The 14282-nt window shown below is 60.1% G+C and carries 13 protein-coding genes; 7 read left to right on the top strand and 6 right to left on the bottom strand.

The features are described 5' to 3' along the window. Positions 1–153: 153 nt before the first annotated feature. The 4 genes from ACP7B9_RS16835 to ACP7B9_RS16820 all read right to left on the bottom strand — a co-directional run bounded on the left by ACP7B9_RS16835 (position 154) and on the right by ACP7B9_RS16820 (position 6464). On the bottom strand, positions 154–933 hold the full coding sequence (locus tag ACP7B9_RS16835; RefSeq protein WP_425865119.1) for an isocitrate lyase/PEP mutase family protein: 780 nt from the start codon (positions 931–933) through the stop codon (positions 154–156). Positions 934–1008: 75 nt separating this feature from the next. Next, the gene (locus ACP7B9_RS16830; protein ID WP_425865118.1) at positions 1009–4302 is read right to left on the bottom strand and encodes an ATP-binding protein; all 3294 of its coding nucleotides are present in this window, start codon (positions 4300–4302) and stop codon (positions 1009–1011) included. Continuing rightward, on the bottom strand, positions 4303–5010 hold the full coding sequence (locus ACP7B9_RS16825) for a DUF4194 domain-containing protein (protein ID WP_425865117.1): 708 nt from the start codon (positions 5008–5010) through the stop codon (positions 4303–4305). Then, positions 5007–6464 (bottom strand): DUF3375 domain-containing protein, encoded by a 1458-nt coding sequence (locus tag ACP7B9_RS16820; protein WP_425865116.1) that lies wholly within the window; start codon positions 6462–6464, stop codon positions 5007–5009. The genes ACP7B9_RS16825 and ACP7B9_RS16820 overlap by 4 nt, the downstream gene beginning before the upstream one ends. A 263-nt stretch (positions 6465–6727) precedes the next feature. Here ACP7B9_RS16820 and rpsF point away from each other — a divergent pair, with 263 nt between their 5' ends. From rpsF to rplI, 4 genes are all read left to right on the top strand, one after another. After that, positions 6728–7033, top strand: coding sequence for a 30S ribosomal protein S6 (gene rpsF / locus ACP7B9_RS16815; RefSeq protein WP_044574807.1), 306 nt, complete (start codon positions 6728–6730; stop codon positions 7031–7033). A gap of 62 nt (positions 7034–7095) precedes the next feature. Then, complete coding sequence (locus ACP7B9_RS16810; protein ID WP_425865115.1) at positions 7096–7707, top strand: single-stranded DNA-binding protein; 612 nt, start codon at positions 7096–7098, stop codon at positions 7705–7707. Positions 7708–7801: 94 nt separating this feature from the next. Beyond that, positions 7802–8041, top strand: coding sequence for a 30S ribosomal protein S18 (rpsR, locus tag ACP7B9_RS16805; protein ID WP_003800144.1), 240 nt, complete (start codon positions 7802–7804; stop codon positions 8039–8041). Between the two features lie 15 nt (positions 8042–8056). Continuing rightward, entirely contained in the window at positions 8057–8506 is a 450-nt protein-coding gene (gene rplI, locus ACP7B9_RS16800; RefSeq protein ID WP_425865114.1) for a 50S ribosomal protein L9, read from the top strand. 73 nt (positions 8507–8579) lie between these two features. Here rplI and ACP7B9_RS16795 read toward each other — a convergent pair whose 3' ends face one another. Next, positions 8580–9026 carry a DUF1801 domain-containing protein gene (locus ACP7B9_RS16795; protein WP_425865113.1) on the bottom strand — a complete coding sequence of 149 codons (447 nt, stop codon included), beginning with the start codon at positions 9024–9026 and terminating at the stop codon, positions 8580–8582. A gap of 538 nt (positions 9027–9564) precedes the next feature. On the opposite strand from ACP7B9_RS16795, the gene dnaB reads away from it, so the two are divergent. Continuing rightward, a complete protein-coding gene (dnaB, locus tag ACP7B9_RS16790) occupies positions 9565–10947 on the top strand; it encodes a replicative DNA helicase (protein ID WP_425865112.1) in 1383 nt (460 codons plus the stop codon). Here the strand turns inward: dnaB and ACP7B9_RS16785 are convergent. Beyond that, a complete protein-coding gene (locus tag ACP7B9_RS16785; RefSeq protein ID WP_425865111.1) occupies positions 10944–11873 on the bottom strand; it encodes a DMT family transporter in 930 nt (309 codons plus the stop codon). The genes dnaB and ACP7B9_RS16785 overlap by 4 nt on opposite strands. Before the next feature lie 92 nt (positions 11874–11965). Between ACP7B9_RS16785 and ACP7B9_RS16780 the strand changes: the two genes are divergently transcribed. Continuing rightward, positions 11966–12907 (top strand): LysR family transcriptional regulator, encoded by a 942-nt coding sequence (locus ACP7B9_RS16780; protein ID WP_425865110.1) that lies wholly within the window; start codon positions 11966–11968, stop codon positions 12905–12907. Continuing rightward, positions 12900–14273, top strand: coding sequence for an MATE family efflux transporter (locus ACP7B9_RS16775; RefSeq protein WP_425865109.1), 1374 nt, complete (start codon positions 12900–12902; stop codon positions 14271–14273). Before ACP7B9_RS16780 ends, ACP7B9_RS16775 begins: the two co-directional genes overlap by 8 nt. The last annotated feature ends 9 nt before the right edge of the window (positions 14274–14282 follow it).

Raw genomic sequence — 14282 nt, 5'->3', positions numbered from 1 at the left:
TGGTACTGCATTCGTGAGGATGTGGGAGAGTAGGACACCGCCGGACAACACGTAACAAAGGTCGAGGCCCCACACCAACTACTTGGTGCGGGGCCTCCCTTCACTTAACAACACCAACACAGTACCGGTCGCCCACCAGGCGGCCGGTACTGTTTAAATAGCTCTGCTAAAGACTTCCAGCCGCGCCTGCATGTCCCAATAGGAAGTCGCAGTTGGCGGCACGCCGCCGTCACGCAGAGCCTCCACAGCACGCACCGCAGCGTCGATGGCCGCGCGGTAGGGCAGGGATCCGGAACTCACGCGACGCACTCCCAACTTTCCCAGCGCGGGCACCGTCAACGAGGGATGAGCCAGCACATTGACCGGCAGTGCAATTCCAGCCGCTATCCGCTGAATATCCTCGGGTGTCATTGTCCCGGGGACGAAGATGCCGTCAGCGCCTGCGTGTGCGTAGGTGCCGGCCCGGCGAAGGACGGCGTCAACGTAGGCGCTCTCCTTGAACCAGTAGTTGTCGATCCTGGCATTGACGAACATGTCGGGGCAACGATTCTTGACCTCTGCAACCTTGGCGGCCAAAGCCGATGGATCCACCAGGCGCCCATTCAGGCTGTCCTCCATGTTCACTCCTGCTACGCCAATTTCCGCAAGCTCTGCCACATAGTCTGCGACCTCGGCTGGATCATCGGAGTAGCCGTCCTCGATGTCAGTGGTGACGTGTACCGGGAGTCGAGTCAGTTGCATCGCCAGTGCGGCCGTTGCAGCCTTACTTGACCGGCCGCCGTCGGGCATTCCAGTGCTGGCGGCAATGCCAAAGCTTGTGGTGCCGATGGCCGTGTAGCCCGCAGCCGCGAAGGCCAAAGCCGAGCCGACATCCCAGGCGTTGGGTAGTAGAAGTGGCGTCTCTAGGTAGTGGAGGTCCCGAAAGGAAGTCATGTTCATCCCTAGCAGTCGAGCGGGTCAATTTTGCCCAGTCTACTTGCGAGCCATGACGGGGCAAGGCCCTACCAGCTACCGCAGGATGATATCCGTGGCGGTAGCCGGCGACTGGCCCGTGGAAACAAATCCCGAGACGTTGGCTTGAGGGTGCTTGATGATGTCGGTGACCGATCCCAGATGCCGGGACAAATCCACCTTGTCCTCCGGGGCTGCCAGCAGCAGCTGGAAACCAAACTCCTGCAGCGCGTTGATGCCGGCGCCGGCGTACTCGGAGTTCGCCTGGATGAAGGCCTCGTCAATCATGACTGTCCCGTAGGTGCTGTAGCCCTGGACATCAATGCCCAGCTGGTAGGCAAGCGCCGCACCCATGATGAATGAGGTGAAGCGCTGCCCTTCGCCACCGGACAAGGTACCAGGCTCAAGCCCAATCTCAACTTCGCCTCCGGGGCGGTGTTCATTACAGCTGATGGTTACGTGCTGGCGAACGTCCAGTACGGTGTCGGCCCAATGCGCCATGGCAGGATCCTGCAGGGCATTGACGAGCCCTTCAAGCTGCTGGTAGCTGGCGGCCATACTTTCCTCGGAGGCCTTCGCGTAGGCGTTGCCGAGGGCTTCCTTCAGTTCAAGACGGAAAGCCCGGGCCTCGTCGGGAACCGTGGTGCGGACCTTTAGGCGCAGTCGACTGCCCTTCTCAAAAGGCACATCCGCCAGAATTTGGTTGAGCGGCAGGATGCGGTCCTCAATGGACCGGCGTTCCTCTTCCAAGAGCTGTAGGAGGTCAGAGAAACGTTCGTAGGATCGGTTGTTGAAGTACTCCTTGAACTCATCTTGACGTTGTGGCAACCCGTCGGACACAATGCGGGAGAAAAGCTCCTCGTAGTGCTCTGCCGCATCGGCGCCCGTTCCATGGCTTGCGCTCATGGTGGGGCCAAACTGCCGCGAGAAAGCCTTGAATATCTCACTGAGGGCACCCTCGGTGCGGAACTGGCGCTCCTTGATGGTGGCGATGCGTTCTCCGAGATCGACGGTCACACGGCCCAGCAGGACTTCCAGCTCATCCAGGGTGGTGGGTTCGCCGTCGAGCAGGTAGGGCGCGAAAGTCTCCAGCGCCCAGTCCTTGGCCGGTTCCGCGTCCTCATTGCCAGCCAGCACGGCCTGAACCTGCGCCAGGTCCTTTTCGATGCTGGAATGGTCGTGATGGAGCACGGCTACACGGCCAACAGCGGCCTCAAGATTTGTCGTAGCAACGGCCAGGGCATCGCGCAGTTGGGCCAAGGTAGCGCTGCCGGCAATGGTTTTTTTCAGCGTGGACTGCAGCGTTTCCAACTGCGTGGACAGGGCCGCGGAATCCAATTCCTCGAAGGTGCGCTTGTCGGCGGCGATTCGCTGCAACGCTGCCAATTGCCGGGCGGACTGCTCCTTGGCCAGACTGCTTTCGGTTGCCGCGGCTGCTGATTCGGCATGCTCTGCGGCCAGCGTCTGAGCCTGTTCCTCCAACTGCGCAATCTTGGCCACGTTGTTGAAGCCGAGGAGGTAATCGGCTGGATTGATGGTGCGCGTATCGCGCTCAAACACGGTCGAACTGAGCTTTACCGTGCCCCCAAGGGACAGGGCCTTGCTGTGCTGGTGTAGGGCCGTGTCACTCTCCACGCAGGCGTAGGCGAAATCGCCGGCGACCTTCTCGCGCAGCCAGGATCCGGCGTCGGAATCGTGGAAGTCAAGCTTGGTGACAAGGTGACCTTTCCCCGCTTTGGCAGGGCGCGCCGGAACGCCAAGGTTGATCCAGCGCAGCTTGCCGAGCCCGTCGAGGCCGTCAATGGCCGAGGTGACCGCAGCAAGATCGTCGCTTCGAATGAGCAGGGTCGTGGCGAGCGAACGCAGGACCTTTTCAGCAGCCGGCCGCCAGGCGCCGTGCTTGCTTCCGATGTCCACGAGCTCGCCAGCGAACGGCATGTCCTCGGGTGCCAGCCCTGTTGCGGCACAAATGGCGCGACGGGCCGCAGCGCTGCGCGGATCAATGTTGGAACCGCGGCGCTGGTAGGACTCGATCTCGGACCGGAGCGCCTTCTCTTGCGCCTTGACGTTCACGCTCGCGGCCACCGCCTGATATTCACGGGTCCGCGCGGATTCGGTCTCTTCTTGTTGAAGTTCGACGCCGGATGCCGCGGCCGTGCGCGCGGCGGCAAGGCCCTGCGCACTCCAGTCATGCACGAGTCCGGCACCCTCGAGATCGTCCCGGATGCTAGCTTCAAGGCGCTGGCGTTCGGTCAACTCGCGCTTGCCGGTTCGGATGTCCTTTTCGAGACTCTCGATGGCCCGCCCGCCATGGTTGGCGTGTTGTTCGGAGAGCGCAGCCACGGACTCTGCCAAGGCGTCCTTGGCCTGCGATGCCGACTCGATCTCCGACAGCTTTTGATCCCGAGCCTCGCCCAGTGCAACAGCCTTCGCGGCCAGAAGTTCCGCCTGGAATTGCTTGCGCAGAAGGGGCAGTTGAACGTTTTTTAGCTCAACTGTGCGGGAATGCGTTTGTGTCAGTTCTCGCAATTTTTCATGCAGTTCCGGGACGGGCGCCAACGCGTCACGCTGGTCCCGGGCTTCCTCGAGCTGGCGGTAAATGCCGCTAAGGTGATTGAAGTCCTCAACAGCCGCAGCCGCAGCGGTCAGAGTGGCCGGCTTGTCCAACACCTCATAGCGGAAGAAGCGGTTGACGCCCTTGTCAAGGCCCTTGCCGTTTTGCAGCGTGCGCAGCAGGCTGAACGCCTTGTCATTATGGATGCCCAGCTTGCGCCGGAACCGTTCGGCAAACGTCTTGTGGACATCGAACGCTTCAGCGCCGGGCAGTGCGGCGTGCAGGGACGACGGCGAAAAGCGCCGGCTGCCGTGTTTCTCGAGAGCTTCGGTGTCCAACGGCTTGTCGTGGATGACATAGTGCTTTCCCACCTGCCCCTCGAGGCCATTGGCGGGAAGGTCAAAGAGGGCCGCAATAGTGACGTGTCTGCCCAGTCCGTCCTCGAAGACCAAGGCGGTTGCCGACCACGTTGCGCTCGGGCGCTGGTACACCACGCCACTGTCGGTCTTGATTTTGCGGCCGCGCATGTAGGAGAACGTGGTGCGGCGGTCTTTTCGGTTTGACGCCTCGTGGGCCGACTCATTCAGGCGCGGTGCCGCGTAGAAGATGTGCTGGATGCCATCGAAGAGTGTGGACTTGCCAACGCCCGGGTGGCCCGTGAGTAGCGTGCCGGCCCGGTCCACATACATGCTGTGGCGACCGTGGAACGTACCCCAGTTGATGATCTGGATCTGGCTCAGGCGAAATTGGCCCGGGTTGAGTTCCTCGCCGATGGGCAGGGTGGTTGCGATGCTCACTTAGAAGATCTCCTGCACTGAGTTGTCATTGTCTTCGTCTTCACTATCCAAGGGCTCACTGCCAGCCGATTTATCGAGGGCCGCGAGGTACGCAGGAATCTGATCGATGGAGTCAAAGGGCAGCGCCAGAGCCAGCGCGTTGCTTACACGGTATTCATTGACGAGTTCTGTGGGCAGGATCAGTTTCAGATTCAGCAACCGTGCCAGCGCCGCATCCGTTTGCTCATCGAGGCGTTTGTCGTCAACCGTGCCGGGCTGGCGGTGCTCGGCCAGGATCTCCCGAGCGCCGGTTCGCGAAATGCCCACATCGGTGCCGGAGCCGGCATGACGATCGAGCAGCACCCGCAGGCGCAACGCCAACAGCGTCTCCTCGCGGCGCAGGGGTTTGCGGGCAACGATCGGCTGCGTATGCACGGCCTCGATCTCGGCCGGGGTTAGAAGTGCGATCTTACGTTCGGAATCCACTGTGAGCAGCAGGAAGATCTCGCTGAGATACTGCTGCAGTGACACGCCGTGGGTCAAGATGGTGCTCCACAGGGCAGGATCGGCGGTGCCGTCAACATACGGGCCGCGCAACAGCCGAACCAGGGCCTGACGCAGTTCCAGCGGGAAGGAACCGGTGTCGCCGTCGAACAAGGTCCGTTCGGTGCTGCCCGAGGTACCGGCGCCGCTGCGAAGCTTCGGGGCGGGCTGGGAACTGATGCTCATGAGGCGGAATCCTTAGTGAAGGTGAACAACGGGACGCGGGCTGTGCGCGTACTGCCGTCGATCTGGGTGAAGGTCAGCGTTTCGGTGCGGTCCGGGTCAATGGCGTTGTCGGAACCACGGGCCGCAAGAATCAGGCCACGGATGGTGTTGATGTGCTGGAGTTCAGCTGGCAGTGAATCGTAAACGTCTTGCAGTGTCGCGGAGCCATTGCGGGTTTGCCTGGCATGTTCGACGGCGGCATGCAGGGCAGGCATGTCCGGTGCCGGTGTGACGGGGGTGCGGTGGATATCGGCGTCGCTAAGCGCCGGGGGTGCGGCGAGCTTGGGCGGCGGGACGTGATCCTCGGGGTTGAAAATGCCCAGCCCGGCCAATGATTCAAAGTCAGGGCCGTATAAAAGCGGTTCAACCACGCCAGTCCGCGCACCGAGCGGCGCCGTGGCCACGGCCTGCTCTGCGGCATGGATGGCCTTGCGCAGCAGTACCGACTCCTTGAATTCGGCCGACTGTACATACGCGTGCAGGCTCTCGGAGAGTCGGCCGTAAATCGCGTGGACATCGCCGGCCTGGCGCCGCATCTCCCGCAGCAGCGAGGCTAAGTTGCCGCGCTCTTCGGAGCTGAGCTGGTCCGTAAAGTCCCGTTCTAAGACTTCGTTGATCGACTGCCTGAAGCGCGCCTGCTGCACAGGATCGTTAAGGAACTCGGTGAATCCCTGAAAAGTTTCACCTTCGGCCGTTCCACGCAAAGCCTTGTCCCCGGCCAATACCTGACCAACAGCAACGCCCTTCGTCACGGAGGATTCCATGATTTCCTGGCGGATCGAGTGCAACATGACCTCGACGCCGTCGCGCATTCGCTTGAAATCCGCAGGCAGGCCGGCTGCCAGGTCCAGCACGCTGCGCGTGGCGGCAACGGCGGAGTCATCTGAAAGAACCGCCGGATTGGCACCAGCCCGCAGTGCGGCGAGTTCGTTCTCGCGCTCGGCAATTTCCGCTTCGAGGGAGGCGATCCTTGATTCTGGATTGGGATCGCTTTGCTGTGACAGGGTCTCGATGCTGCTCAGGAGCGTGTTCAGGCGCGAGCTGTTGAGATTGGTCCGGTTTCCCGTTAGGGTGTCGATGAATGCCAGCACCCGTGCCGTTGCTGCTGTGGGTTCATAGAAGAATTTGCCGTCCACCATGGGCCGGGAAAGAAACTGGCCGCGAACCCAGGAGTCGGCGTAGTGGGAAGCCTGCCACGCCTCGTTGAGACTCAGGTTCTCCTGCCGCAATTCCTTCATGAAATCGGCCAAATCGGCGTGGAACACCTCCAGCGGGACACGTTGCTTGCTGGTGGTGAATGCCGAGCGCAAAAACGCCACCGTCCACGGGGCGCCCTGGAGCAGCTTCCACGCCGGGCTAAGACGCAGCTGCTGTTGGGCGTGCCACTGCGCAACAGCGTTGTCGGTTGAGCGCATGGCGGGGCCTTTCGGCAAAGGGGGCGGGGGTTCATTCCATTTTAAGGCATGGCAGGTACGCAGCGCACCGCCACAATGTCACGGTGTGTGGTGAGAGTTACGCACAGGGGGCGTGTCCGGCGTCGTAATTACGGTAAGCTAGATAAGTCTGTGCTGGCGCCTAGGTCACTCACTGAGTGAATAAGTGCCAGCCGGGCAATGCAAATGAACCTCCTGTTACGGAAATGCCGTAACCGCCTAGACCAAAGGAGGTGGGTTCACATATGCGTCCTTACGAACTGATGGTAATCATCGACCCCGATGTTGATGAGCGTACCGTTGAGCCGTCGCTTCAGAAGTTCCTGAATGTCATCACCAACGATGGTGGAACCATCGAAAAGGTTGACATCTGGGGCCGTCGTCGCCTGGCTTATGACATCCAGAAGAAGTCTGAAGGTATCTACGCAGTGGTGAACTTCACCGCTGAGCCTGCTACCGCTCAGGAACTTGACCGCGTGCTTGGTATCAATGAGACCATCCTGCGCACCAAGATCACCCGTCCGGAAGAGCAGAAGGTTGTTGCCGAGTAATTTCGGTAATTTCTTTATAGCTTTTTCTTTGTAGGAAAACACCAAGCAGGAAGCAGGAGCAGATGGCAGGCGAAACCACTATCACGGTCATTGGTAATCTCACCAGTGATCCAGAACTTCGGTTCACACCGAGCGGTTCAGCAGTAGCGAACTTCACCATTGCGTCGACTCCGCGGACCTTGGACCGCCAGAGCAACGAGTGGAAGGACGGCGAAACGCTGTTCCTCCGCGCGTCGATCTGGCGTGAAGCGGCTGAAAACGTTGCCGAGTCCCTGACAAAGGGTACTCGCGTGATCGTTTCGGGCCGGCTGAAGTCGCGGACCTACGACACTAAAGAAGGCGAAAAGCGCACCGTTATGGAGCTTGAGGTCGACGAGATCGGCCCCTCGCTGCGCTACGCCAACGCCAAGGTTAACCGTACCCAGCGCTCCGGCGGTCAGGGTGGCGGCAACTTTGGTGGCGGCAATGGCGGCCAGGGCGGAAACTTCGGCGGCGGCAACGCTGGCGGAGCGCAAGGCGGCTTCGGTTCCAATGGCGGCGGAGGAAACTTCGGCGGCAATGGTGGCCAACAGCAGCAACAGCAATCCGCACCGGCATCTGATCCCTGGGCAACGCCCGGCGGCGGATCGTCCGGCTGGGGCGCAGGCCCGGATAACTCCGAGCCTCCCTTCTAACAAACGTTTTACAAGAAATGTGCGGCAACCGCCGTACGCACTCCATCCCGCGGATTAATATCCACGGGCTCCACGAATACTAAGGAGCTCCACGATGGCTAAGGCTGAACTCCGTAAGCCCAAACCAAAGTCCAATCCCTTGAAGGCCGCTGACATCACTGTCATCGACTACAAGGACGTAGCATTGCTGCGCAAGTTCATCTCTGACCGTGGAAAGATCCGTGCACGTCGTGTCACGGGTGTCACGGTTCAGGAGCAGCGCAAAATCGCACAGGCAATCAAGAATGCCCGCGAAGTTGCCTTGCTGCCCTACTCCGGCGCTGGCCGCGGTTAAGGGAGATAAATAAACATGGCAAAGCTCATTTTGACCCACGAAGTAAGCGGCCTCGGTGCCGCTGGCGACATCGTTGAGGTAAAGAACGGTTACGCACGTAACTTCCTTCTGCCCCGCGGCTTCGCACTGACCTGGTCCAAGGGTGGTGAGAAGCAGGTTGAAGCTATCAAGGCTGCACGTGCTGCTCACGCACACGCTACGACCGAAGCTGCTCAGGCACAGGCTACCGCCCTTCAGGCCAACGCTGTTGTCCTGAAGGTCAAGGCCGGCGAATCTGGACGTCTGTTCGGAACCGTCAAGGCTGCCGACGTTGCAAAGGCTGTTGCCGATGCAGGTCTCGGAACCATCGACAAGCGCAAGGTTGAACTGCCTGCTCACATCAAGAACACAGGCAAGCACACGGCAACTCTTCGTCTCCACGACGACGTTTCAGCTGTTATCACCTTGAACGTTGTTGCAGGCTAATACCCCGCATCACCGCTTCGAAAAGGCCCGGTCCCCGTTATGGGGGCCGGGCCTTTTGGTTAATGTTGGCTGACTAATCCCGCTGTGACTGCAGAGATTGGATGTCTTCCGTGGTGAAGTGCTTGTAGCCCATCGAGATCAGATCGCGGAGCACGCCGAGATCGATGTCAGCTAGCTTGTTGACGTACACACAGGCAACGCTCGAGGTGAAGTTTCCCAGCCGGGCCAGCAGCGCAGCGGCATTCGGGGAATATGTAAGTCCGTAGATCACCAGCTTGGCTTTTCTAGGTGAAAATCCGACGGCGGCCGCGTCACCTTCGCGTCCGGAAGCGTACTTGTAGTGATACTCGCCGAAGCCAATGATGCTCGGTCCCCACATGCGCGGCGGGTGGCCGGTGATTTCTTCCATCATCTCAAGCAGCACCCGCGCGTCACGACGCCGTACCTCCGTGGTGTCCACGGCGCTGATGAATTCACGAGGGTCCACCTGCGTTGGTGCCGTTTTATTCTCCGAGTTCATGGGGCCTTCCTTCGTTCCTTGTAGCTTAGCCTTGCCTGCCGTGATTCTCACAGGGCCATTGGGAAGTACATACTCGGACGTGCATAGAGGTATGTGATGGTGATTACACGAATCGTCCGGGATATCCACAGAGCGACATATGTCTGTGGATATCCCGAGCCGTACTCCTGCCCAAGGGAGGTGTCAAGCAGCACCTTCCGCAGGGGTTGAGAGGGTAAAAAACTATTTTTCCACAGGGGGTGGACAGTGTTTGTGCAGGTCAGAGGCGGTTTTCTGGATGAAGAATATGTTTATCCACATGCTTGTCCCCATCCTGTGCACAAGCTAGAGCACTTAATGCACCGGTTATCCACAGGTGCCGTGGACAACGGGGTTGGTGGATGCCCGGCAAGCGTCTAACGTTGCAAATGAGCTCTCCTGCGCGACAACTTTGTCGGTATCAGCTGGTAAGGAGTAGCAAGAAGAATTGCACCGCCAAAAGCTGCTTGGCAACAGCGGTGAACGGCCCGGCCAGCAGGGCAGAAAGAGGGCACCAAACATGTCGGCTCCAACCAGGGAATCAGGCAACTCCAGCCGCGAACCCGATTTCGCAAGAACCCCGCCGCAGGATCTTGTGGCAGAACAAAGCGTTTTGGGTGGCATGATGCTCTCCAAGGACGCCATTGCGGACGTTGTTGAGGTTCTGCGCGGAAACGACTTTTACCGGCCCTCACACGAGAGCATCTATGAGGCGATTCTTGACCTCTACGGCCGCGGTGAGCCGGCCGATGCCGTCACGGTCGCCGATGAGCTGACCAAACGTGGCGAGATCACTAAAACCGGTGGTGCCGCGTATCTGCACCAGCTGATCCAGTCAGTTCCTACGGCCGCCAACGCAGGCTTCTACGCCGAAATCGTTGGGGAGCGTGCCGTTCTTCGCCGCCTCGTCACAGCCGGAACCAAGATCGTCCAAATGGGCTACGCCCAGGACGGTGAGGTTGAGGAGGTCGTCAACGCCGCACAGGCCGAGATCTTCGCCGTCGCTGAACGTCGAAACACAGAGGACTACGTCCTTTTGAAGGACGTCATGGAAGCCACGGTGGACGAAATTGAGGCGTCGGGGCACAAGACCGAAGGCATGACCGGTGTGCCCACGGGCTTCTATGAATTTGATGAACTCACCAATGGTTTGCACCCCGGCCAGATGATCGTCATCGCGGCCAGGCCCGCCGTTGGTAAGAGTACGTTCGCCCTTGACTGGGCGCGATCGGCCGCCATTGATCACAATATGGCCACCGTGGTGTTCTCCTTGGAAATGGGTCGGAACGAAATTGCCATGCGTCTGCTCTCGGCCGAGGCGACCATCAGCCTGCAGGATCTGCGTAAGGGAACTGTCAAGGACGATCAGTGGTCAAAGATCGCAACGACCATGGGCCGGATGAATGAGGCACCGCTCTTCATCGACGATTCCCCCAACATGTCGCTTATGGAAATTCGCGCCAAGTGCCGCCGTCTGAAGCAGCAGCACGACCTGAAACTGGTGATCTTGGATTACCTTCAGTTGATGTCCTCAGGCAAGCGCGTTGAATCCCGCCAGCAGGAAGTCTCTGAATTCTCCCGTGCGTTGAAGTTGCTGGCCAAGGAGTTGCAGGTTCCTGTCGTTGCGCTGTCCCAGCTGAACCGTGGCTCTGAGCAGCGAACCGACAAGAAGCCTATGGTTTCGGATCTTCGTGAATCAGGTTCCATTGAGCAGGATGCTGACATGGTCATCTTGCTTCACCGCGAGGACATTTATGACAAGGAATCGGCCCGTGCCGGTGAGGCCGATGTCATCGTCGCTAAGCACCGTAACGGTCCAACCAAGACGATCGTGCTTGGTTTCCAGGGCCACTACTCGCGCTTTGCCAACATGGCCAGCGAAAACGGTGGCGGCGGGTACTAGCCGGCAAGTTCCGGTGTTGGCTGTGGTTCTGAGGTATGGACGTCCAATGCAAGGTTGCGTGCGGCCCTGAAACCGGATTCGATTCTTTGCCCTGCATAGCAGCCGGCAACGATCAGAACTGCACCCAAGGCACCTATCCAGCCCAGTGTTTCGCCGGCAAGCCAGACGCCTACAATGACGGCCCACACGGGTTCGGTGCCCATGAGCAGGCTGGCTCGGGACGCAGATGTGCGCCGAACCGCCCAGAGCTGCACGAGGAATGCGAAGACGCTGCAGGCCAAGCCGAGGTACACGATGTTGAGCCAGGCGGCGGGCGAAAAGTCCGCCGCCGCGGCAACCATTTCCTTGGGGTCTAAAAGGATGGCCAGCAGTGCACAGACGAGGGACTGGATCAGTGTCACCGCAATTGAGCTGTAGGGCTTTCCTGCCGTTAGGGCGCCCAGCAATGTCACGTGAACCGCCCGTACCGCTGCGGCTCCGAGCATGAGTAGATCGCCAACGTTTGGACTGCGGAACCCATCGCCCGTGACCAAAAGTGAAACCCCCACCACCGACACCACTGCCGCAACAAAGAACGACGGCGGAAGCCACTTTCTCGTTGCCGCGGCGTCGATCAGGGGAGTGAAGATGACAGTCAGGCTGATCACCAGACCGGCATTGCTGGCTTGGGTGTGTGCCACACCAAAAGTTTCAAGGAAGAGTACGGCGGATTGGGTCAGTCCCAGAATCACGCCGGTCCAAGCCTCAGCCCGGCCGGGAAAGCGCCGCACACGCCACAACCAGAGGATGCCTAAGCCGATCGAGGCGACCAGGAAGCGCCAGCCGAGGACGGCTGGGACGCTCGTGAGCGCTGTCAGCTCCTTGGCCACCAAGTAGCTGCTGCCCCACACGCAAGCCACGGCTAGAAGGGCAATATCAACACTCACGCGATCCCAGGTTCTCTTCACGTATCCATACTGTAGGTAGAAATACCTATAATCCAGAGGTAATTTGGTGGCTAATACATTAGTTTGAACTTATGGAAATTTCGCAATTACGCGCCCTTCGAGAGGTCCACGACAGAGGCAGCATTGCCGCCGCCGCACAATCCATGGCGGTAACGGCTTCTTCTGTCTCGCAACAGCTGGCCGCCCTGCAACGCAAAGCCGGAACCGCCTTGACGTACAAAGTTGGGCGCCGGACTGCACTCACACCCGCGGGACTGGCCCTGTGTGCTGCCACCGTGGAGGTGGAAATAGCCCTGGCCAAAGCTGACGCCGCCGTCGAATCCTTCAAGGAAAGCACACGGGAGCCCGTACGGGTGGCGGGCTTTCATAGTGCGGGTCTCGCCTTCTTTGGCCGGCTGGAGCGGTCGCTGATGTCTGGTGGTGGGCCGCCGGTGCAGCTGTCTGATCAGGACGTTGCCCAGAAAGACTTTGCAACGCTGGCGGCCGACCACGATCTGGTGATCGCCCATCGGTTGCCGAACAGCGCACCGTGGCCCGCATCGGTCAGGGTCACGCCGCTGGCTTACGAGCCACTGGATGTCGCCGTCAACGTGAGGCACCGCTTGGCTACACGAAAGAGCCTGACGCCGCAGGATCTTCGTGGTGAACGGTGGGTTTCGGTCCACCAAGGCTTTCCCCTGGTCGGAGCCATTGAGATGATCGGGACGATGGCCGGGGAGGAAGTTGATGTTGCCCACCGCATCAACGAGTTCTTCGTGGCCGCAGCCCTTGTGGAACAAGGTGGATGCGTGTCCCTCATGCCGCGCTACCTTGTTGACCAAAGCTACTTTTCGGAACTCGTCCTGATTCCGCTGAGCGAGCCAAGGCTTGGACGGCGAATAGACATCTTGGCCAGGCCTGAGGCCATGGAACGCTCAGGCGTACTCCACGTCATCGCCACATTGCAGAGCATTATGAGGGAGCTACTCGAACCACCCCACTCACACCGGCCGATACCCTTGGGAGATGCCTAGAACCGTGACACCGTCCGCTGATAAAAGTGCGGCCCGCCGCTCCACCGGCAGGGCCATCCGCGGGCTGGCTATACCCGCCTTTGGTGCACTCATCGCCGAACCGTTGTTCCTCCTTGCCGATTCGGCGATCGTAGGGCATCTGGGCGTTTCAGAGCTGGCTGGTGTCGGCCTCGCAGCGACGGTGCTGCAAACAATTGTGGGTCTTATGGTGTTTTTGGCATATTCCACAACCCCGGCAGTAGCGCGGCTATTGGGTGCCGGAAGGCATGCCGAGGCGCTGGCTGTCGGGCGAGACGGGCTGTGGTTGGCAGCAATCCTGGGCCTGGTGCTTGCCGGTGCGGGTATGGCAGCTGGCGATCGATTATTGGGCGCCATGGGGGCTCAAGGGGAGCTTCATGCCCACGCCAACGCCTATTTCACAATCAGCCTAGCGGGACTGCCTGCCATGCTTTTGGCCATGGCGGCGATGGGCGTCTTACGCGGTCTGCAGGACACCAAGACACCCTTGATCGTGGCCGGGGCCGGCTTTGGCATAAACATAGTTTTGAACTTCGTCCTTGTCTACGGTTTTGATCTCTCCGTGAGTGGCGCCGCGCTTGGCACCGTGGCAGCCCAATGGGCCATGGCGATCGTGTACCTAACCATCGTTGTGCGTGCAGCGCGCCGTTATGACATCTCACTGCGCCCGGACTGGAAAGGTGTACGTGCCGTTACCCGCGTTGGCAGCTGGCTGATGCTCCGCACCCTGTCGCTGCGCGCAGCCATTCTGGTTACGGTCCTCGTGGTTACGGCTCAAGGTTCGAGCAACCTCGCAGCCCACCAGCTGGCAATGACGATCTTCACGTTCCTGGCCTTTGCGCTCGACGCGCTCGCTATTGCCGCCCAGGCGCTGATCGGAAAGGAACTGGGGGCCGGTAATATTGCCGAGGTCCGTGTCCTGACCAAGACCATGACTCAATGGGGGCTTGGCTTTGGTGTACTTACGGGATTGTTGCTGGCGGCTGCCTCCACGAGCGCTGGTTGGCTGTTCACCACAGACACTGGCGTCCACGCCGGTCTCACGGCGGCACTTCTGGTGATGGCGATTGGCCAGCCGCTGGCCGGCTATGTCTTTGTGCTCGATGGCGTTCTTATCGGAGCGGGGGATGCTCGCTATCTCGCGCTCGCCGGGCTGTGCAACCTCGTGGTCTATTTGCCACTGCTCTTCTGGATCAGCCAAGCCAACTTCGGCGATTCGGTGCCGGGCCTTTTCTGGGTATGGGTGGCATTCAGCGTTGGCTACATGGGAGCCCGGGGGCTAACGCTGGGCCTGCGGGCAAGAACAGGGAGCTGGATGCGGGTCGGCGCAGTTGCTGGCCGCGGCTAGACTGGAAAG

The organism is Arthrobacter sp. TWP1-1 (genome assembly GCF_049897845.1).
GTDB lineage: Bacteria > Actinomycetota > Actinomycetes > Actinomycetales > Micrococcaceae > Specibacter.
This window is presented reverse-complemented; position numbering and strand designations above follow the sequence as displayed.